The organism is Bradyrhizobium sp. 87 (genome assembly GCF_023073015.1).
Taxonomy (GTDB): Bacteria; Pseudomonadota; Alphaproteobacteria; order Rhizobiales; family Xanthobacteraceae; genus Bradyrhizobium; species Bradyrhizobium canariense_D.
Genome location: NZ_JADPIQ010000048.1, coordinates 841,792 through 862,674 on the forward strand (window position 1 = coordinate 841,792; position 20,883 = coordinate 862,674).

Annotated in this window: 18 protein-coding genes; 9 read left to right on the forward strand and 9 right to left on the reverse strand. The window is 65.2% G+C overall.

The features are described from left to right. The first annotated feature begins 30 nt into the window (after positions 1-30). Together IVB50_RS13460 and IVB50_RS13465 are read left to right on the forward strand one after the other, a co-directional pair. The gene (locus IVB50_RS13460; protein ID WP_018460025.1) at positions 31-942 is read left to right on the forward strand and encodes a DMT family transporter; all 912 of its coding nucleotides are present in this window, start codon (positions 31-33) and stop codon (positions 940-942) included. 12 nt (positions 943-954) lie between these two features. Then, a complete protein-coding gene (locus tag IVB50_RS13465) occupies positions 955-1,731 on the forward strand; it encodes an MBL fold metallo-hydrolase (RefSeq protein ID WP_018460024.1) in 777 nt (258 codons plus the stop codon). 144 nt (positions 1,732-1,875) lie between these two features. On the opposite strand, the gene IVB50_RS13470 is transcribed toward IVB50_RS13465, so the two are convergent. The 4 genes from IVB50_RS13470 to IVB50_RS13485 form a co-directional block, all read right to left on the reverse strand. Continuing rightward, the gene (locus tag IVB50_RS13470) at positions 1,876-2,646 is read right to left on the reverse strand and encodes a TIGR02186 family protein (protein WP_018460023.1); all 771 of its coding nucleotides are present in this window, start codon (positions 2,644-2,646) and stop codon (positions 1,876-1,878) included. After that, on the reverse strand, positions 2,643-3,560 hold the full coding sequence (locus IVB50_RS13475; RefSeq protein WP_018460022.1) for a sulfite exporter TauE/SafE family protein: 918 nt from the start codon (positions 3,558-3,560) through the stop codon (positions 2,643-2,645). Before IVB50_RS13475 ends, IVB50_RS13470 begins: the two co-directional genes overlap by 4 nt. 317 nt (positions 3,561-3,877) lie before the next feature. Further along, positions 3,878-7,315 (reverse strand): tetratricopeptide repeat protein, encoded by a 3,438-nt coding sequence (locus IVB50_RS13480; protein WP_247295986.1) that lies wholly within the window; start codon positions 7,313-7,315, stop codon positions 3,878-3,880. A 360-nt stretch (positions 7,316-7,675) separates the two neighbouring features. Continuing rightward, positions 7,676-8,266 carry a PadR family transcriptional regulator gene (locus IVB50_RS13485; protein ID WP_018460020.1) on the reverse strand — a complete coding sequence of 197 codons (591 nt, stop codon included), beginning with the start codon at positions 8,264-8,266 and terminating at the stop codon, positions 7,676-7,678. 200 nt (positions 8,267-8,466) lie between these two features. Here IVB50_RS13485 and IVB50_RS13490 point away from each other — a divergent pair, with 200 nt between their 5' ends. Genes IVB50_RS13490 through IVB50_RS13505 form a run of 4 tightly spaced genes read left to right on the forward strand, consistent with a single transcriptional unit; the run spans position 8,467 to position 14,180 of the window. Next, positions 8,467-8,853 (forward strand): nuclear transport factor 2 family protein, encoded by a 387-nt coding sequence (locus IVB50_RS13490; protein WP_018460019.1) that lies wholly within the window; start codon positions 8,467-8,469, stop codon positions 8,851-8,853. A 38-nt stretch (positions 8,854-8,891) separates the two neighbouring features. Continuing rightward, positions 8,892-10,682 (forward strand): acyl-CoA dehydrogenase C-terminal domain-containing protein, encoded by a 1,791-nt coding sequence (locus IVB50_RS13495; protein WP_018460018.1) that lies wholly within the window; start codon positions 8,892-8,894, stop codon positions 10,680-10,682. Between the two features lie 57 nt (positions 10,683-10,739). Next, complete coding sequence (locus IVB50_RS13500; RefSeq protein WP_018460017.1) at positions 10,740-11,948, forward strand: acetyl-CoA C-acetyltransferase; 1,209 nt, start codon at positions 10,740-10,742, stop codon at positions 11,946-11,948. An 18-nt stretch (positions 11,949-11,966) separates the two neighbouring features. Then, the gene (locus IVB50_RS13505) at positions 11,967-14,180 is read left to right on the forward strand and encodes an FAD-dependent oxidoreductase (RefSeq protein ID WP_085351979.1); all 2,214 of its coding nucleotides are present in this window, start codon (positions 11,967-11,969) and stop codon (positions 14,178-14,180) included. Between the two features lie 71 nt (positions 14,181-14,251). Here IVB50_RS13505 and gstA read toward each other — a convergent pair whose 3' ends face one another. Then, positions 14,252-14,866 carry a glutathione transferase GstA gene (gstA, locus tag IVB50_RS13510; protein WP_018460015.1) on the reverse strand — a complete coding sequence of 205 codons (615 nt, stop codon included), beginning with the start codon at positions 14,864-14,866 and terminating at the stop codon, positions 14,252-14,254. Positions 14,867-14,992: 126 nt separating this feature from the next. Between gstA and IVB50_RS13515 the strand changes: the two genes are divergently transcribed. The 3 genes from IVB50_RS13515 (at position 14,993) to IVB50_RS13525 (ending at position 17,641) form a co-directional block, all read left to right on the forward strand. Continuing rightward, positions 14,993-15,487 (forward strand): MarR family winged helix-turn-helix transcriptional regulator, encoded by a 495-nt coding sequence (locus IVB50_RS13515; RefSeq protein ID WP_007599417.1) that lies wholly within the window; start codon positions 14,993-14,995, stop codon positions 15,485-15,487. A 99-nt stretch (positions 15,488-15,586) separates the two neighbouring features. Next, positions 15,587-16,957 (forward strand): glutamate--cysteine ligase, encoded by a 1,371-nt coding sequence (locus IVB50_RS13520; RefSeq protein WP_018460014.1) that lies wholly within the window; start codon positions 15,587-15,589, stop codon positions 16,955-16,957. Between the two features lie 111 nt (positions 16,958-17,068). Beyond that, entirely contained in the window at positions 17,069-17,641 is a 573-nt protein-coding gene (locus IVB50_RS13525) for a PAN domain-containing protein (RefSeq protein ID WP_018460013.1), read from the forward strand. Positions 17,642-17,647: 6 nt separating this feature from the next. Here the strand turns inward: IVB50_RS13525 and IVB50_RS13530 are convergent, their stop codons facing one another. The 4 genes from IVB50_RS13530 to tldD are packed head-to-tail and all read right to left on the reverse strand — an operon-like array spanning position 17,648 to position 20,780. Further along, positions 17,648-18,214 (reverse strand): nucleotidyltransferase family protein, encoded by a 567-nt coding sequence (locus tag IVB50_RS13530; protein WP_018460012.1) that lies wholly within the window; start codon positions 18,212-18,214, stop codon positions 17,648-17,650. Between the two features lie 8 nt (positions 18,215-18,222). After that, positions 18,223-18,570 (reverse strand): MmcQ/YjbR family DNA-binding protein, encoded by a 348-nt coding sequence (locus tag IVB50_RS13535; protein WP_018460011.1) that lies wholly within the window; start codon positions 18,568-18,570, stop codon positions 18,223-18,225. 9 nt (positions 18,571-18,579) lie between these two features. Then, positions 18,580-19,356 carry a signal peptidase I gene (gene lepB / locus IVB50_RS13540; protein WP_018460010.1) on the reverse strand — a complete coding sequence of 259 codons (777 nt, stop codon included), beginning with the start codon at positions 19,354-19,356 and terminating at the stop codon, positions 18,580-18,582. Beyond that, on the reverse strand, positions 19,353-20,780 hold the full coding sequence (gene tldD, locus IVB50_RS13545; protein WP_026233924.1) for a metalloprotease TldD: 1,428 nt from the start codon (positions 20,778-20,780) through the stop codon (positions 19,353-19,355). Before tldD ends, lepB begins: the two co-directional genes overlap by 4 nt. Positions 20,781-20,883 lie beyond the last annotated feature (103 nt).

Below are 20,883 nucleotides of genomic sequence, written 5' to 3' on the forward strand. Positions count from 1 at the left end.
CTAGATCGAGGGCTCAGGAGAATGCCCCTCATGTCGCTCGCCCCTTCGCTTGCCGTTCCGCGCAGCCGCTTCAACACGCTGCCGCTGGCCATCGGCCTGTTCTGCCTGCTCTGGAGCTACGCCTTCGTCGCCGGCAAGATCGGCGTGACCCATTGCCCGCCGCTGATCCTGCTCGCCGCGCGCTTCTCGCTCGCCGGCATCTTGATCCTCGGTGCCACGCTGGTCCGCGGCGACGACTGGTCGCTGTCCTGGCGCGATGCCGCGATCTTCGCCGTGCTCGGCGTCGCCAACAACGCGCTCTATCTCGGCCTCGGCTACACCGGACTGCAATCGGTCTCCGCCGGCCTCGGCGGCCTGATCGTGTCGGCCAATCCGGTGTTCACGGCGGGCCTCGCCGCGCTTCTGCTCGGCGAAGGCATGACCTGGCGCAAGGCGAGCGGCCTCCTGCTCGGAATCATCGGCGTGACCTTGATCGTCTGGCACCGCCTGGCGGTCGGCACCGACTCGCTGCACGGCATCGTGTTCACGCTGGCCTCGCTCGCCTCTCTCGTTGCCGGCACCATTTTGTTCAAGCTGCTCGCGCCGAAGGGCTCGCTGTGGGTCGGCAATGGCGTGCAGAATCTTGCCGCCGGCATCGTGCTGACGCCGGTGGCGCTCACCTTCGCCGACGTTCATGCCATCGACTTCACGCCGGGCCTGATCGGCGCCTTCGCCTTCCTCGTGCTCGGCGGCTCGATCCTGGCGTACTGGCTCTGGTTTCATTTCTTGAAAGTGTGTGGCGCGACGGCTGCCAGTGCCTATCATTTCCTGATGCCGCCGCTCGGCATGCTGTTTGCGTATCTCGTGCTCGGCGAACATGTCGAGGCGCGCGATCTGCTCGGAATCATCCCGGTCGCACTCGGCATCTACCTGGTGACGCGGCCCGCCAAATCCGTCTCGTAAGAGGAGTCCATCATGCCCATTTCCATCACCCTGATCGGCGGTCCCACTGCGCTGATCGAGATCGATGGCTTCCGTTTGCTCACCGATCCGACCTTCGATGACGCGCACACCGCCTATCAGCTGCCGCATGTGAAGCTGGAGAAGACGATCGGCCCTGCGCTCAAGGCCGATGCGATCGGCCCGATCGATGCCGTGCTGCTCAGCCACGACCAGCATTCGGACAATCTCGACAATTCCGGCCGCGACTTTCTCAAACATGTGAAGCGCGTGCTGACCACCGAGGCCGGCGCGCAGCGCCTCGGCGGGCATGTCGAAGGTTTGGCGCCGTGGGGCACGGCGCATCTGAAAGATCGTGACGGCAACTCGCTGACGATTACTGCGACCCCGGCGCGTCACGGGCCGGCCGGCATCGAGCCGCTGTCAGGCGACGTCATCGGCTTCGTGGTGTCGTCGAGCCGGACCGACACCACATCGGTCTACATCAGCGGCGACACCACCTGGTTCGACGGCGTCGCCGAGGTCGCGCGCCGTTTCAAATGCGGCGTGGTGATGCCTTTCGCCGGCGCCGCGCAAACGCGCGGGCCGTTCCATCTGACCATGGACACCAACGACACCATCGAGACCGCGCGCGCCTTCCCCGATGCGATGATCGTGCCGGTTCATACGGAGGGTTGGGCGCATTTCCGCCAGAACAGCGAGGATCTACGCAAGACCTTCGACGTGCTCGGCTTCGGGACGCGGCTGCGATTGCTCGAGCCCGGCGTGCCGACGGTGGTGCAGGCGCCGTAGCCCCGACTGTCATGCCCCGGCTTGACCGGGGCATCCAGTACGCCGCGGCGGTAATTGTGAGAGCGAGTCGCCTAACGCAGGCCTCTGGAATACTGGGTCGCCCGGTCGAGCCGGGCGACGACGAGAGGAGAGAGCGTAGTCTCCTCAATCCTTGCGAAACACGATCGAAGCCATCCATCCCGTCATCAGCGCCATCGCGGCGGTGACGAGGCCGTAGATCAGGCCGTTCTGCCGCGCGGTGGTGGCGACGAACTGCTCGAAGCCGACCTTGACGATCTCGAACGCGGTCTCGGTCTTGCCGATGAACGCGCCGTCGGCAAACAGCTTGATCTCCACCTCGTAAGTGCCGATCGGCACCTCCGCCGGCAGCGGAATGCCGGTGCGGAACAGCGTCGGCGTCAGGAATGTCACCGCGCTCGGATCCTCGCGGTAGAGACCGCGCTGGGTGCGCAGGCGGATGAAGGCGGAGCGGAACACGTCGTTAGGCACCACATCGGCATAGTCGCCGCTGACACGCTGGGTCAGCAGCACGTTGTTAAGCCCGATCTGCTGACGCCGCGCGATCTCGGGCGAGGTGATGACATCGAAGGAGCGGTTGGCAAATAGCGCGAGATAGCTCGGCACCTCCAGGAACTGGCGGTAGTCGGTGTTGATCCAGATCCCGAAGGTGCGCTCCTTGCGCCGCGTCACCATCTCGGCGCGCGGGCCCATCACGGTGACGACGAGATCGTAGCTCTTGCGATCGGCGGGCGTGGAGGCGTCCTTCTCGACCGAGCCGAACAGCACCAGCTCCTCGCCGGAATAATTCGGCGTCACCGTGACGCGATGGTTGGAGACCGACACGATCAGCCGCTCGGCGCGTGCGACGGAGCCGAGCAGCAGAACGAGCAGGACCGCGAGAGCTGTGCGCATCATCCGTTCACCCCCAGCTCGCGGATGGTGAAGAGGTCTTCGGGCCGGATCACCAGCTCGATGGCGAAGCGAACGCCGACCGAGAGGATCAAGAGGCCGAGCAGCAGCCGCAGCTGCTCGCCGCGGATCTTCTGACCGGCGCGTGCGCCGAACTGCGCGCCGGTGACACCGCCGACCATCAGGATCAGCGCCAGCACCGCGTCGACGAGGTGATTGGTCACCGCATGCAGCAGGGTCGCAAACAGCATCGTGACCAGCGTCAGGACCATCGAGGTGCCGATCACCGTCGAGGTCGGCACCCGCAGCAGATAGATCATGATCGGCACCAGGATGAAGCCGCCGCCGATGCCCATGATGGCGCCGATGAAGCCGATCAGGACGCCGATGATCACGACCGGAATGACCGAGAGGTATATCTTGGAACGCTTGAACCGCATCTTCAGCGGCAGGCCATGGATCCAGTTGTGGGTGCGTCGTGGCGGCACCGCGCCGCGCCGGGTCCGCATTAGGGCGCGCAGGCCTTCGGAGAACATCAGGCTGCCGACGGTGGTGAGCAGCACGACGTAGGACAGTGCGATCATCAGATCGAGCTGGCCGAGCGCACGCAGCTGCGTGAAGGTCCACACGCCCAGCGCCGTCCCGGTCACGCCGCCGCATAACAGCACGCTTGCCAGCGCCGGGTCGATCGCGCGTCGCCGCCAATAGGCGAGCGCGCCGGAAAAGGACGAGGCGGCGATGTGGCTCGCGACGGAGGCGACCGCGACCGCCGGCGTGATGCCGATGAAGATCAGAAGCGGCGTCATCAGGAAGCCGCCGCCGATCCCGAACATGCCGGAGACGAAGCCGACCGCCGCGCCCATCGCTAGCACGAGGAAGACATTGACCGGAAGATCGGCGATCGGGAGATAGAGCTGCATCGAGAGACCACGCTTCCCGCGAGACGGATCGATTGCGCGGAATGCTCGCAGGAGGGCAGAACGATTGCCGCGCCCTTCAATAGCGGAATTCGGTGGCCGGCGGGACCAGGAATTTCAGGCGTGGTGAATGGGCTAAGAGAGATCAGATCACGGCTCGCAGCGAACCGAGCATTCCGCCACCTTCTCCGCCGTCATGCCCCGGCTTGACCGGGGCATCCACTATGGCGCAGCTTCTCCGTATCCAACCGACGCCTCTGGAATACTGGGTCGCCCGGTCAAGCCGGGCGACGACAAGAGGAGAAAGCGTACTAAACCGATTAATGCACAGCCGAGGCCGCGCGCTTGGCGGCAACCGGCTTCGGCGCAGGCTTCGCGTTGGCCTGCGGGGCGCTGTCCCAGCCGCCGTTCGGGGCCGCAACATTGACGGCGTCGTCGGGCTGCGGTTCGGCGCTGAAGGTCTGGATCGCGAGCTTGGCGGCGGCGAGCGATTGCGGGTCGAGCCGCTTGGCGACGTCGTCGCGCTTGCCGGCCGCGTCCGCATCGCCCTGGGCGGCGGCGAGCGTGAACCATTTATAGGACTCGGCGAGGTTCTGCTCGACCCCGATGCCGCGGGCATAGAGGATGCCGAGGTTGAACTGGCTGTCGGCGACGCCGCGGTCGGCGGCCTTCCGGAACCACAGTGCCGCGCTCTTGTAATTGGCTCCGCGTCCGCCGCCATCGGCGTCGAGCACCGCGAGATTGTGCATCGCCTTGGCGTTGCCGCGCTCGGCCGCCTGCGTGTAGTAGCGGCGGGCGATGTCGGCGTCCTTCTTCACGCCAAGACCCTTTTCGTAGAGTGTCCCGAGGCGGAAGGTTGCGGGCACGACGCCGGCCTGCGCCGCACGGTCGTACCATTTGGCGGCTTCGTCGTAATTCGCGGCCACGCCCTTGCCCTCGGCAAAGCGCACGCCGATCTCGTAGGCCGCGGTCGCATCGCCCTTCATCGCGGCGGTGCGCAAGCCGGGGCCACCGATGCCGTCAGGCAGCTTTTCGGTCGGCGGCACCTGGATCATCGCGAGTTTCGCGCGGCTCGTGCCCGACAGCGCGCCGGTGACGTCGCTCGACGCCGCAGGCGGGGTTGGCGCCGCGGTTTGCGGGATTTCGACCGAAGCGGTGCCGCTCGGGCTCGTCACGGACCCCGGCGCGGCATTGTTCTGCGACTGCTTTCCGATCGGCGTCGGCGAGGTCATCGAGGGCGTGACCTGCTCTGGCGCGGCGGGCTTGTTCTCAATGGACGGCAGGGCTCGCGGCGCGGGCTCGCTCGACGTATTCTCCATCGCCTGCGGCGCTGGCGACGAGCTGCTGCCATCGAGCAGGTTCATCGCCATCTTGAAGGTGCCGAGCACGATCACGACCACGCTCGCGCCGACCAGCAGCGAGCGGATCTTCGAGGTGATGGTCGACCCGCCTTCCTGGCCCTTGTCCTTGGCGCGACCGGCAGACGCCTTGGCGGCCCGGCCGGTTTTCTCGGGTGGCTGCGCGGCGGCGGCTTGCGCTGCGCGGCGCGCGGCAGCGATGAAGCTCGACGACGACACCGGCTCCTTGGGCGCGGCCGGGATTTCGCTGATTGCGCTTTCGGACGCAGCGATGCGCTCGGACGGCGTGGCGATGCGTGCACCCGGCCTTGTGCCCGGCTCGAGCGGATGATCCGGCGGCAGTTCGGGCGCAAGCGCGGCGCGCGTGGGCGCGGTATGCGGCTCCAGGATTTCGCTGATCGCGCGTGGCGGAACCGGCGGTGCCATCGGCATCGGCGGCGGCGCCGCCGGCGCGGCGGCTTGGAATTCGCGCGGCGCGGCGGCGAAGGCGGCGTGCGCCGCCTGCGCGGCGGCTGGATTGGGCAGCTCGGGCTTCGGATCGTATTTCGGGTGCTGCTGTTGCTGCGGCCGCGGCTCGTGCGCCATCGGCGCGGGCGCCATGGGAGCGGCCATCGGCATCGGCATCGGCTGCGCCGCAGGGGCGGGCGGCGCGGTGCGCACATTGCGAAGATCGCCCTCGATCATCGAGAGACGATCGACGACGTGGCCAAGGGCGTTGTGGACGGCCTCCAGCGAATCCTGGGTGGTCCGGTTGGTCTCGGCCTGGCTGAAGCGGATGTCGGAGAGCTCGCGCTTGACGAGATCGACCATGCCGGAATCGGCGGGCGGCGCGGAGTTGCGGCTCTCGGCCAGCGCGGAATAGGTCGCCTGCTGCCGCTCCAGGTGGCGCAGGATGTCGTGCAGCCCGTCCTCGACGCGGCTGAAATTGCCGTTGCGCGGATCGGAGGCGGCCTCGAGCCGCTCCAGCAGATACGAGACCCGCTGTTCAAGATGAGCGAAGGTCGAAGCCGAGTCGTTGCCGACCTGCATGCGATCGAAACGGTCAGACAGGGCGCGGATCGCGCTTTCGAGCTGCTCGCTGCTCTCGGATGGTTGAGGGCGCTCGCGCGTTTCCAGAGCGGCGGTGAGCGCCGCGATGCGCTGTTCCAGCACCGCAAAACTGTCGCCTTGGCCGGACGCACGGGTGACCTGGTCGACCTTGGACGACAGCAGCTGCACGTCGTCCGAGAGCCGTGCCAGCGCTTCGTTGGAGGCAACGTTGGAGACGATGCCACGCAGCGCCGAGATCGCGCCTTCGAGCTGGCGGACCGTCGACGGATCGTCATTGGCGCGCAGGATCAGATCGAGCTTGGCGCCGAGATTGCGGATCGCCTCGTCATAGCCGGTGAGCTGCTCGGCCGGCGTCAGCGTGCGGAGCACCTGCTTGATCTCGGACAGCGCGTGCTCGATGCCGGACAGGACCTGACCGTCGGTGCCGTTGGAGCGGGTCTCGTCGATGCGCCGATGCAGCGAGCGGATCTCGTTCTCGATCGATTCGATCGCGCGGCGCGGCATCGCCTCGGTGATGGCGTTGCGGATCTCCGCAAGCTCGCTGCGGAACGTGTTGATCGCCTGCTCGGTATTGTCAGGGCGCTGCAGCGATTCGATCTGGCTCGTGATCTTGAGCAGATGGCGCTCAAGCGCAGAGAAATCCGGCCCCGGCTGGGGTGGCGGCGGAGCATAGGCAGGCGCGGGCGGCGCCATCGGGGGCGCGTAAGGAGCTGCCGCGGGCGCGATCGGCGGCGGGGCGCGCGGCGGCATCTGCCTGGGCGTAAAGCCGTCGAGCTCGCTCTGCCGTGCGGTGATCTCGGCCACCGCGACGTCGAACGAAGCGGGGCTCAGGGGCGGTGAGTTGCGATAGACCTGTGCTGCCGCGCGCTCGACCGCATCGGCCTGGCGCTGGCGCGTTTCAACGGGGGCCTGTCGTGGTGCCGGAGCCTGCTGCGGCTTTGAGATTTGCGACAGCCTTGCATCGAGCCGCGAGATCGCGTCGTTGAGCTGGCGCGCAACGCCCTGCTCGCGCGAAACGTCTTGTCGCGGAGTATCTTGTCGCGAAGAATCTTGCCGCGGCGCGGGCTTTGAAATCCGCTCGATCTGCTGGGTGATGGCGTCGAGCCGCTGGTGGATGTCGGCAACTTCGCGGCTTTCCTGGCTCGGTACTTGAGTCGGTACCTGGCTCGGGACGTTCTGGGCTTGCGGACGCTGGTCGTAAAGTCCGCGAAAGTTTGGCGGGGCGGTCTCGCCGAGCGTGGAGTTCAGCCAATCGTTGAGTGACATGCCGGCGCGACGCGCAGCAGCTTCGGCCCGCTCCCGGACGGATGGATCGATGCCGTCAACACTCCACGATACGCGCGAATTCATGACTCTGTCCGGTTCCGACTCCGGCGCCCCATCCGGCGCCTCCAGTCTTCCCTCGCGTGCCGGTTGCAAAGACAATCGGATTTGGCGCGGGTCGTCTGCCTCGAAAACCGACTTTTGTCTGTTACGGTAAATAACGGGTTAAGGAACCCGTTGACGGTGTCTTAAAGTTGGGCGGCGGGGTGCGACACCCACCGCTGTCATGCCCCGCGAAAGCGGGGCATCCAGTACCCGCAGCCTCTCGATTCCAGCCGCGCAGCCTCTGGAATACTGGATCGCCCGCCCCCGTGCGCAATTGCGCACAAGGCGGGCGATGACAGCGGAATAATACGCAACGGCACGTCATGGCGTCTGGCCAGCCCCTCAGCCCTTGCCCTCGCGCTTGCCATCCTCCAGCGGCACCACGGTGCCGCTTGCGCTCATCGCCGACAGGGCCTCGAGCGCCTCTTCGCAGAAATCGGCCACCATCTGCTCGTGCCGGGCGCCGAGCTGAAGCAGCAGCAGGTTACCGAGGTCGAGCACGCCGGACGCCGCCCCTTCCGGGAAGCGCTTCTTCAGGATGCGCTCGTAGTTCTCGTGGCGATCGCGGTGGTGCTCGAGCCGGGCCATCAGGTCGGTGCGCATGGGCTCGAGGCCGATGCTGTCGAGCGCATGCAACCGCACCAGGAGATCGTCCTTGATGGAAGGGGGCGTGCTTGGCCGCGCGGCCCAGTGCCGCAGCGCTGTTCGGCCCTCCGGAGTCAGCGTATAGATCAGTTTATTGGGTTTGCCGGTTTGCACGACCTCGCGGCCCTGGATGTAGCCGCGGTCGCGCAGCTTGGAGAGCTCGCGGTAGATCTGCTGGTGGTCGGCCTTCCAGAAGAAGCCGATCGAGGAATCGAATGTCTTGGCGAGCTCGTAGCCCGTCATCGGACGTTCCGTCAGGCAAGCGAGGATTGCGTCGCCCAAAGCCATGACCCGGTCCTCCTGTTGTCGATCTTAACCAATTGGCTTGACTTTATGCGCATCGGCGCATATGCGTCAATGTGCATATGAGGCGACCCGATAACGAGGGCAAAAACCGCCCCGAAAACCCCAATGGAGTCAACCTTCGCGCTACTGTGCATGGGGTTGTTTTCGCGTTTTTTGCCCGAGCCTTTTAGGGAGGCACCTGAATGACCGGCCTCGAGTCCTGGTACGGCTACATGAAGTCGCATGACCGGGCAGCGCTCTGGGACCTGCTCCATCCCGACGCCGTCTTCGAAAGCCCTGTCGTGCACGCGCCGCAGCGCGGCCGCGACATCACCTTCAAATATCTGGCCAGCGCTGAGAAGGTGCTTGGCGGTCCCGGCTTCAGCTATGTCGGTGAATGGAAGAGTGAGAGCGGCGCCGTGCTCGAATTCAAGACCATGATCGACGGCATCGAGATCAACGGCGTCGACATCATCAGCTTCGACGGCGAGGGGCGCATCACGCATTTCAAGGTGATGGTGCGGCCGCTGAAGGCGATCAACATGCTGCATCGCCTGATGGCGGAACAGCTTGCCGCCACTCAATCCTAAGCCAATACCGTCACTTCAAGGCCTGCCGGGAGACCACCATGCCGATCTACAAAGCCCCCGTCGAAGACGTGAACTTCCTGCTCAACGACGTCTTCCAGATCGACCGCTACGACAATCTGGCCGGCTTCTCCGACGCGTCGAGCGACGTGCGCGAAGCCATTCTCGGCGAAGCTGCCAAGCTCGCCGAAGAAGTGCTGCAGCCGCTCAATCGCGTGGGCGATCTCGAAGGCTGCAAGCGCGCCGATGACGGTAGCGTCACCACGCCGACGGGATTCAAGGAGGCGTTCAAGCAGGTCGCCGAGGGCGGCTGGCTCGGCCTGTCGGCACCAACCGAGTTCGGCGGCCAGGGTCTGCCGGTGACGCTGAGCCAGGCGGTCAACGAATTCCAGATCTCCGCCAACATGGCGTTCTCGATGTATGGCGGCCTCACCATGGGCGCGACCGCGGCGCTGATCGTCCACGGCACGCCGGAGCAGAAGCAGACCTACGTGCCGAAGATGGTGGCGGGCGAGTGGACCGGCACCATGAACCTGACCGAGCCGCATTGCGGCACCGATCTCGGCATGCTCCGCACCAAGGCGGTGCGGCAGGCCGACGGCAGCTTCAAGATCACGGGCACCAAGATCTTCATCTCGGCCGGCGAGCATGACCTCGCGCCCAACATCATCCACCTCGTGCTTGCCCGCATTGAGGGCGCGCCCGCCGGCATCAAGGGCGTGTCGCTGTTCGTGGTGCCGAAATTCCTGGTCAATGCCGATGGTTCGGTCGGCGCACGCAACGGCGTGGTCTGCGGCTCGATCGAGCACAAGATGGGCATTCACGGCAATTCCACCTGCGTGATGAACTACGACAACGCCACCGGCTGGCTGATCGGCGAAGAGAACAAGGGCATGCAGGGCATGTTCGTGATGATGAACGAGGCCCGCCTCGGCGTCGCCGTGCAGGGTCTCGCGCAGTCGGAAGTGGCCTATCAGAACGCGGTCGCCTATGCGCGGGATCGCATCCAGGGCCGTTCGCTCACCGGTGCCAAGGCGCCGGACAAGCCGGCCGATCCGATCATCGTCCATCCCGACGTGCGCCGCACGCTGCTGTCGATCCGCGCCTTCAACGAGGCCGCGCGCGCCTTCGTGATGTGGACCGCGCTGAAGAGCGACGTCGCCCATCGCTCCGAGGATCCCAAGGACCGCCAGGCCGCCGATGATCACATGGGCCTGATGACGCCGGTGCTGAAGGGCTTTCTCACCGATTACGGCTTCGCCAACGCGGTGCAGGCGCAGCAGATGTATGGCGGCCACGGCTATATCGCCGAGCAGGGCATGGAGCAGTTCGTGCGCGATGCCCGCATCGCCATGATCTACGAAGGCGCCAACGGCATCCAGGCGCTCGACCTCGTCGGCCGCAAGCTGCCGCGCGACGGCGGCCGCGCCATCATGGCGTTCTTCGGCGAGGTCATGGCCTTCGCCAAGGAGAACGGCGGCGACGAGGCGATGAAGCCCTACATCACTCCGCTCTCGGCCTCGCTCGGCCATCTCCAGCAGGCCACCACCTGGCTGATGCAGAACGCGATGGCCAAGCCCGACAATGCCGGTGCCGCCGCAACCGATTACCTCAATCTCTTCGGCTTCGTCGCGCTCGGCTATATGTGGGCGAAGATGGCGAAGGTGACGCAAGCCAAGATTGCCGAGAGCGGTGCGACGCCCTATCTCTCGACCAAGCTCGTCACCGGCCGTTTTTTCATGGAGCGGATGCTGCCGGAGACCGCCGCCAATCTCGCGCGCATCCAGGCCGGCTGCGCCACCATCATGGAACTGCCGGCGGAAGCGTTCTGAAGCCGCTTTCGCTGCGACCGGATCACGACCACAAGATCATCACATCAGGAGGGCGTCATGCCTGAGGCATTCATCTACGACCACGTCCGCACCCCGCGCGGCCGCGGCAAGGCGGACGGCGCGCTGCACGAAGTCACCGCGCTCGCGCTCGCGACCGTGCCGCTCAAGGCGCTGAAGGACCGCAACAACCTCCCCGAAGATTCCGTCGATGACGTCATTCTCGGCGTGGTCGATCCGGTCGGCGAAGCCGGCTCCGACATCGCGCGCTTTGCCGCGCTGAAGGCGGGCCTCGGCGAAGCGGTGCCGGGCGTCCAGATCAGCCGCTTCTGCGCCTCCGGCCTCGATGCCGTGAATTTTGCCGCAGCCCAGGTGATGAGCGGCCAGCACGAGCTCGTGATCGGCGGCGGCGCCGAATCGATGAGCCGCGTCGGCATCGGCGCTTCCGGCGGCGCCTGGCCGATGGACCCCTCGATGGCAGTGCCGGCCTATTTCATGCCGCAGGGTGTCTCGGCCGATCTGATCGCGACCAAATACGGCTTCTCGCGTGACGACGTCGACGCCTATGCGGTGCAGAGCCAGCAGCGTGCGGCGAAGTCCTGGGAAGAAGGCCGCTTTGACAAGTCGGTCGTCCCGGTGAAGGACATCAACGGCCTCACCATCCTCGCCAAGGACGAGCATATGCGTCCTTCGACGACGATGCAGTCGCTGGCGCAGCTGCAGCCGGCGTTCACGATGATGGCGCAGATGGGCGGCTTCGATGGCGTCGCGGTGCAGTCGCATCCGGAAATCGAACGCGTCAATTACGTGCACCACGCCGGCAATTCGTCGGGCATTGTCGATGGTGCCGGCGCCGTTTTGCTCGGCAGCAAGGAAGCCGGCGGCAAGTACGGACTGAAGCCGCGTGCAAGGATCCGCGCATTCGCCAATATCGGCTCGGAGCCCGCGATGATGCTGACCGGTCCGGTTGATGTCACCGAAAAGCTGTTCGCGCGCTCGGGCATGAAGAAGTCGGACATCGACCTGTTCGAGCTCAACGAGGCCTTCGCCTCGGTTGTGCTGCGCTACATCCAGGCCTTCGACATCGACAACGCCAAGATCAACGTCAATGGCGGTGCGATCGCGCTCGGCCATCCGCTCGGCGCGACCGGTGCCATGATCCTCGGGACGGTGCTCGACGAGCTCGAGCGCACCAACAAGGCGACCGCACTGGTGACGCTGTGCATCGGCGGCGGCATGGGCACCGCGACCATCATCGAACGCGTCTAAGGGCAGGGAGCAACCAGCATGGCTTACAAGAACTTCAAGGTTGAGACCGATTCCGACGGCATCGCGCTCGTGACCTGGGACATCCCGGGCCGTTCGATGAACGTGCTCGACGAGACATCGACCAGCGAGCTCGACGCGATCGTCAAGGCGACCACGGCCGACGCCGTGGTGAAGGGGGTCGTCATCACCTCCGCCAAGGAGGCGTTCTGCGCGGGTGCCGATCTTTCCATGCTCGAGGGCATGAATCAGGCCTACGCAAAAGTGTTTGGGGAGCAGGGCGAGACGGCCGCGAACCAGATGCTGTTCGAGCAGAGCCGGCGCTTCTCGCAGGTGCTGCGCTCGATCGAAACCTCCGGCAAGCCGTGGGCGGCGGCGATCAACGGCCTCGCGCTCGGCGGCGGTTTCGAGATTACGCTGTGCTGCCACTATCGCGTGGCGGCGGAGAATCCCAAGACCCGCCTCGGTCTGCCCGAGGTCAAGGTCGGCCTGTTCCCGGGCGCCGGCGGCACGCAGCGCGTGCCGCGCCTGGTGCCGCCGCAGGACGCGATGACGATCCTGCTCAAGGGCGATCCGGTCACGATCGAGAAAGCCAAGGCGCTGAATCTGATCCACGCCATCGTTCCCGCCGCCGACCTCGTCAAGGCGGCAAAGGACTGGATCAAGGGCGGCGGCAAGGCTGTTGCGCCCTGGGACGAGAAGGGCTTCAAGCTGCCGGGCGGTCCGGTGTTCTCCAAGGCCGGCATGATGATGTTCCCGGCCGGCAACGCGATCTATCGCCGCGAGACCTACGACAATTATCCGGCCGCACGCGCGATCATGAGCTGCGTCTACGAGGGCCTGCAGCTGCCGATCGACGCCGCGCTCCGTGTCGAGTCGCGCTACTTCACCTCGGTGCTGCGCTCGAAGGAAGCGGCTGCGATGATCCGCAGCCTGTTCCTGTCGATGCAGGAGCTCAACAAGGGCGCGCGCCGTCCGAAGGATGTGCCGCCGACCAAGGTGAAGAAGATCGCCGTGATCGGCGCCGGCTTCATGGGCGCGAGCGTCGGCTATGTCTCAGCCCGTGCCGGTCTCGACGTCGTCCTGATCGATCGCGACCAGGAGAGCGCCGACAAGGGCAAGGCGCATGCGCAAAAGGTGATCGAGGAGCAGATCAAGAAGGGCCGCGCCAAGCCCGGCGACGCAGAAGCGCTGCTCGCGCGCATCACGGCGACCGCGGACTATTCCGCGCTCAAGGACGTCGATCTCGTCATCGAGGCCGTGTTCGAGGACCGCAAGGTCAAGGCTGATACCTTTGCCAAGGCGCAGGAGCACATGAAGCCGGACGTGATCTTCGCGTCCAACACCTCGACGCTTCCGATCACCTCGCTGGCGGAATCCTTCAAGGACCAAGGCAGGTTCGTCGGCATCCACTTCTTCTCGCCGGTCGAGAAGATGATGCTGGTCGAGATCATCCAGGGCAAGAACACCGGCGATCTCGCGATCGCGACCGCGCTCGACTACGTCCGGCAGATCGGCAAGACGCCGATCGTCGTCAACGACTCCAGAGGCTTCTTCGCCAATCGCTGCGTCGGCCGCTACGTCGCCGAGGGCAACGAGATGTTCCTCGAGGGCGTGCCGCCGGCGATGATCGAGAACTGCGCCAAGATGGCCGGCATGCCGGTCGGCCCGCTCTCGCTGTCGGACGAGGTCGCGCTCGACCTCGGGCTCAAGATCATGAAGGCGACGGAAGCCGATCTCGGCCCCAACGCCATCAATCCCGATCAGAAGAAGCTGATGGTGGAAATGGTCGAGAAGCAGGGCCGTCTGGGCCGCAAGAACAGCAAGGGCTTCTACGACTACCCCGAGAAGGGCAAGGGACAGAAGAGCCTGTGGCCCGGCTTGTCCGCGCTGCAGCCCAAGCAGCTCGACCCAGATACCCTCGACGTCGAGGAGTTGAAGCAGCGCTTCCTGGTAGTGCAGGCGGTGGAGGCCGCGCGCACCGTTGAGGACCACGTCATCACCGATCCGCGCGAAGCGGATGTCGGCTCGATCCTCGGCTTCGGCTTTGCGCCGTTCACCGGTGGCACGCTGTCCTACATCGACTTCATGGGTCCCAAGAAGTTCGTCGAACTCTGCCACAAGCTGGAGGCGAAATACGGATCGCGCTTCACCCCGCCGAAATTGCTCGAAGAGATGGCGGCGAAGGGCGAGACCTTCTACGGCCGCTTCGCGCCAAAGAAGGCGGCGGCGTGATTCTCTGAACCGTAGCCGGGATGAAAAATACGAAAGGCCGGATTCTCGATCCGGCCTTTCGCATGTGTGCCTCAGGCAGCCTGGATCAGCCCTTCCTTCTTCATCGCTTCCTGCACCTGCGGCCGCGCCGCGACGCGGGTCTTGTACGCGGCAAGGTTCGGCATCGCCGAGAGGTCGAACTTCATCCGGTCGCCCCAGGTCAGCATCGTGAAGAGATAACCGTCGGCCACCGTGAACTGCTTGCCCATGAGGTAGTCGCGGCCGGCGAGCTGGCTGTCGATGTATTTCAGCTTGCCCATGACGCGGTCCTTGAAGAAGGCCTTGGCCTCGTCGTTCAGCGTCGGCGCGAACATCGGGCCGAAGCTCTTGTGGACCTCCGAGGTGAGGAAGTTCAGCCATTCGAGCAGCTTGTAGCGCTCGGCGCTGCCGTGGGCCGGCGCCAGCGCCTTGGCTGAGGCCTGATCGGCGATCATCTGGACAATCACCGGGCCTTCGGTCACGATCTCTCCGCTATCGAGGCCCAGCGCAGGGACCTGGCCCTTGGGGTTCAGCTTCAGATAATCCTCACCGTTTTCGAGCTTCTTGGCCCGAATATCGACCTTGACCAGTTCATAGGGCAGGCCGGCTTCCAGGAGCGCGATATGGGGGGACAGCGAGCACGCACCGGGCGAATAGTACAATTTCATGGAATTTCCTCCTCTTGTTGCTTGGTTCAGGCGAAAGAACGACTACATGCATCTGCTTGAAATAGTCAAGATTGATGCAGGTGCATCGAATAGGGTAAGAGACGGGCGACGAGCTTGAGCGGGACCATGAAACGCAAACCATCGACCGAGGCGACTTCCGCCTGGATCCGCTTGATGCGGGTGCAGAGCCGTGTGCTCAATTGCGTCGAGCAGGACCTGAAGAAGGCCGGCTTCCCGCCGCTCGCATGGTATGACGCGCTGCTCGAACTGTCACGGGCGCCCTCGGGCGAGCTCCGGCCGGTCGAACTCGAACGGCAGATGCTGATCCCGCAATATTCGACATCGCGGCTGATCGACCGCCTGGTCGACGAAGGCCTCGCCTCGCGGCGTGAATGCAAGATCGACAAGCGCGGCCAGTTCGTGGAGATCACGGAAGCCGGCCGCGAATTGCAGAAGCGGATGTGGGGCGCCTATTCGGCCGCGATCGAGAAATATGTCGGTTCGAAGCTGTCCGATGCGGATGCCGTGAAGCTCAGCGGTCTGCTCGACCGTCTGGGCTGCTCGTGCGGCGAGATGAAACTGCCGCCTGCCCACGTCAACGAAACCACGCCGTTGCGATGATCGCGCGGCAAACCAGCTCGTCCGTGCAGCCGGTGGCTGCGCGGACCATCCCTGTCACCCACGCGCGTTCGATCGAAGCGCTTTTGATTAGAGTCTGATATGGCGCGAGACCAGATCGATATGACGCCGCTGCAATCGCGCGACGAACTCGTCGCGTGGTTCGAGGCTGGTTGCAAGGACCCGTCCGAATTCCGCATGGGCACCGAGCACGAGAAGACGCCGTTCACGCTCGAAGGCCACCGTCCGGTGCCCTACGAGGGCGCGCGCGGTATCGGCGCGCTGCTCGAAGGCATGAAACTCCTGCTCGGCTGGGAGCCGATCATGGAGAAGGGCAACATCATCGGCCTCTACGACGTCACTGGCGGCGGCGCGATCTCGCTCGAGCCTGGCGGGCAGTTCGAACTCTCGGGTGCCCCCGTCGAGAACGTGCACCAGACCCAGAGTGAGCTGATGGCGCATCTGGCGCAGGTGCGCGAGATCGCAACGCCGCTCGGCATCGGCTTCCTCGGCCTCGGCATGACGCCGTCCTGGTCGCGCGCCGACATCCCGGTGATGCCCAAGGGCCGCTACAAGATCATGACCAATTACATGCCGAAGGTCGGCCAGTACGGCCTCGACATGATGTACCGGACCTGCACGGTACAGACCAATCTCGACTTCTCCTCCGAAGCGGACATGGTCAAGAAGCTGCGTGTCTCGCTCGCGCTCCAGCCGGCCGCAACCGCCTTGTTCGCCAATTCGCCGTTTACCGAGGGCAAGCCAAACGGCTTTCTCTCCTTCCGGTCCGAGATCTGGCGCGACACCGACAACGCGCGCGCCGGCATGATGCCGTGGGCATTCGAGGACGGCATGGGCTTCGAGCGCTATGTCGACTACGCGCTCGACGTGCCCATGTATTTCGTCAAGCGCGACGAGGACTACATCGACGTCTCGGGCTCCTCGTTCCGCGCCTTCTTCGATGGCCGCAACAACAATTTGCCCGGGGAACGCCCGACGCTGTCGGACTGGGCCAACCATCTTTCGACGATTTTCCCGGAGGTGCGGCTCAAGCGCTATCTCGAGATGCGCGGCTCCGACGGTGGCCCGTGGGGCCGTCTGCCGGCGCTATCGGCGTTCTGGGCCGGGTTGCTCTACGACGATGTGTCGCTGGATGCCGCCTGGGACCTCGTGAAGCACTGGACCGCGCATGAGCGTCAGGCGCTGCGCGACGACGTGCCACGCTTCGGGTTCAAGTCGCGAATCAAGGACCGCTATCTGTTCGAGATCGCCAAGGAGTGCCTCGTTCTGGCGCATGCCGGCTTGCGCCGGCGCGGCCGGATCGACCAGCTTGGCCGCGACGAGACCAGGCATCTGGAGCCGCTCGATCGCATTATCGATTCCGGCCGCACGCCGGCTGAGGAGATGCTCGACAAGTTCAACGGTCCCTGGAACCGCTCGGTGGAACCGGCCTACGCGGAATACGCGTTCTAGACCCAAGGCAAAACGATCGGACTCGGGCCGTTCATCGCCCGTACAGGTTTGCGGCGATCAAATGGCCAGCTGAAAAACCCGAGCGTCGTCAATAACTCGAAAGCTGTTCCGATGGGGAAGGGCCGCCTGGCCGTCATGGCAAGCGTCCTGGCAGGCGTCGTAGCCTGCGCCGCGTTGCTTTCGCTCGTGTTTGCGAGCTGGCCTGCGCGCGCCCAGACGGCGTTCGACCGGCCAGGCGGAGATTATTTCAGCTCTCCGGTCACGTCGGGCGATCCCGAGGATTGCGCGCTGCTGTGCGAGCGCGACCGCCGTTGCCGCTCGTGGAGCTTCAACTATCCTGACATCGAAGGCGGCTCGGCGGTGTGCTGGCTGAAGAACACGGTGCCTGCGCGCGTGCCGGGAAGCTGCTGCATCTCCGGCGTGCGCGGCGCCGGTGTGATCGAGCCGCGTGTCGAAGGCGTGGAGACCTCCATCGACCGCCCCGGCGGCGATTTGCGCAATTTCGAGATGAAGGACGGCGAAGGCGAAGAAGCCTGCAAGGCCGTCTGCACCGCCGACAACAAATGCCGCGCCTTCACCTATGCCCGCCCGGGCTACACGGGACGCGAAGCGCGCTGTTTCCTGAAAAAGGAGATCAAGCCGCCGCGGCGGAAGGCGGGATTCACGTCGGGCGTGGTGAGATAGCTCGGATCATTCCGGCGCAATCACCGTAAGCTCGGGCCACAACGCCCTCCATCTCGCGGCCTTTACCGCGTAATTCGCTGCGGAGAAATTCGGGCTTGGATTGGGGCGTGCAATCAAGCCCGCCACGTCATCGAAGCCGTGCGGCGCATAAACGTGGAAACCGTCGTCCGAGCGCCGCACGCCCACTTGCGTGTTCTGTGTGAGGAAACGGTCGATACCGTCAGTCGAGCACGACAGCGGCGGATAGGGCAGGCCGTGCTTGGCCGGGTACCACAGATGCACGCGTGCCTGGTTGCGGGTCTCGATCTTGACGCCGAGATGATCGAGGCGCGCTTGCAGCTTGCGGATCACGACGTCCTCCGCGTCCCAGGAGGTGTCAGGGTCGAAGTAGAAGACGTCGTAATCGGCAATGCCGTAATCGATCGCACGGCCGGTGAGCACGTTCCAAACCGATTGCACGAGACATCCCGAGACCAGCCACGCATCGGGCAGCGCGAGCTGGTGGAGCTCATCGAGAATCGCGACGTTAATCGGGTTCTTTAGCGCCAGCGCGAGGAAGCGGGCCTCATCCATGACAGTCGTCACGCGCTCACGCGTGCATCATAATCCGCTCGCGCCGCCTTCGAAGCCAGCGCGCGCCAACGCCGCCGCAGCAGCGACTCCACGATCGCGCGCTTTGCCTTGGACAGGCGGATCAGCACTATCGGATAATCGGCGTAGTGATCGGTGAAGTAGAAGATTTTTGGCTGGCTCTCGACCAGCATCGCGCGCTCGTCGACCGGGACGTCCGGCATCACCAGGCTGTCGCCATCTTCCTTCAGACGCGCCAGCATCTTCTTGCGCACCTTTAGTGCGGGCGTGCCGTAGGAGGTACCGTCCTCGACCTCCGGCCACGTCAGTGCGAATTTTCTGACGTCGTCGAAGGTCATGAGATCGGTTCAATGCACGGCGGTGAAAAACCGCGCCATGCGAAATCCGGACAGCCAGGTCCACACCGGCTGGCCCCGGATACCGAGATCCCAGGATCCGAGCACGGCGTCTGCGCGGCCGACCAGATTGTCGATCGGCAACATGCCGACGCCGCCGGAGCGCAAGGGCACGCGGCTGTCGGCGGAATTGTCGCGGTTGTCGCCGAGCACGAAGAGATGGCCTGCCGGCACCGTCACTTCCTGCGTGTTGTCGAGCGGACCGTTGTCACGCATCTTGAAGATCAGATGCGAGACGCCGTTCGGCAGCGTCTCGACATAGCGATAGGCGGGTTCGCTGCCGCCATTGTCGTCCTCGGCGGCACCAACGCCGTCCGGCTTCAACTCGGCGGGGCGATCGTTGACGAAGAGCTGGCCCTGGCGCAGCTGGATGCGGTCGCCGGGCAGGCCCACGACGCGCTTGACCCAGGCCTGCGAGCGGTCGCCGGGCCAGCGGAAGACCACGACGTCGCCCTGCTTCGGCGTTTCCGCGAAGACGCGGCCGCTCTCGGGCAGGTTGATCTGGATCGGCAGCGACGAGGTGCCGTAGCCGTAGGGGAATTTCGAGGCGATCAAGGCGTCGCCGATCAACAGCGTCGGCTCCATCGAGCCCGACGGCACGTAGAACGGCTCGGCCAGCGCACCCTTGGCGATGAACACCGCCGCGACGATGCCGGCGAGCTGCACCAGCTGGCCGCCCCAGCCGCTGCTCTTCCGCTTGGTGGTGACAGTTATCTTCTCGACGCTCATCCGCCTGTTCCACCCACCGTAATGCGTTCCATCAACAGCGACGGCTGGCCGACGCCGACCGGCACGCCCTGACCGTTCTTGCCGCAGGTGCCGATGCCGGTATCGAGCGCGAGGTCGTTGCCGATCATGCGGATGCGATGCAGGTCGGTCGGCCCGTTGCCGATCAGCATGGCGCCCTTCAGGGGCGCACCGATCTTGCCGTTCTCGATCTTGTAAGCCTCGGTGCACTGAAACACGTATTTGCCCGAGGTGATATCCACCTGGCCGCCGCCGAAATTCGCGGCGAAGACGCCGTTCTTCACCGACGCGAGGATCTCGGCCGGATCGCGGTCGCCCGCCAGCATGTAGGTGTTGGTCATGCGCGGCATCGGCACGTGGGCATAGCCCTGGCGGCGGCCGTTGCCGGTCGGCTTCATGTTCATCAGGCGGGCGTTCTGACGGTCCTGCATGTAGCCGACCAGGACGCCGTCCTCGATCAGCACGGTGCGGTTGGTCGGCGTTCCCTCATCGTCGATCGACAGCGAGCCGCGGCGCGAGGCAATCGTGCCGTCGTCGACCACGGTCACGCCCTTGGCCGCGACCTGCTGGCCCATCAGGCCGGCAAACGCGGACGTCTTCTTGCGGTTGAAGTCACCTTCGAGGCCATGGCCAACCGCCTCATGCAGCATCACGCCGGGCCAGCCGGCCCCGAGCACGACGTCCATCTCGCCGGCGGGGGCGGGAATCGATTCCAGGTTGACCAGAGCCTCACGCAACGCGCCGTCGGCGGCGTCGCGCCAGTTCTTGCTTTCGATGAATTCGGCGTAGCCGGCGCGGCCGCCATAGCCCTTGCTGCCGCTCTCCTGGCGGTCGCCCTGACCGGCGACGACGGAGACGTTGACGCGCACGAGCGGGCGGATGTCGCGATAGCTCTCGCCGTCGGGCCGCAGGATCTCGACCACCTGCCAGGTCGCGCCCAGGCTGACGCTGACCTGCCGCACCCGCGGATCCTTGTCGCGCAGATAAGCGTCGATCTCGGCGAGCAGTTTGACCTTGGTCTCGAAGCCGGGGGCATCGAGCGGATTGTCGTCACTATAAAGCCGCACGTTGGTATGCGCAGGAGGCGCGGCGAAGCTGCCGGAATAACCGCCGCGCACGGCCGCGACCGCGTCCGCAGCGCGAATCAGCGCCGGCAGCGACACGTCGGAGGAATGCGCGTAGCCGACGGCGTCGTCCTTGACGGCGCGCAGGCCAAAACCCTGCGAGGTATCGTAGGTCGCCTGCTTCAGCCGGCCATTGTCGAACATCAGCGCTTCGGTCTGGCTGTATTCCAGGAACAATTCGCCGTCGTCGGCACCGGCAAGCCCGCGCGCGAGCTCGTTGCGAACCTGATCGCGGTCGAGATTGGCGCGGTCGAGCAGGGAGGTTGTGGCAGGGTTGGTCATGCGTCCGTCCATTATCGGGGGATGTGAGGCAAGATAATGGTTTCCCGGCACTTCCGCGAGGGCGCCAAGTCTCACATTACGGAAACAATAGGATTCGCGGGCC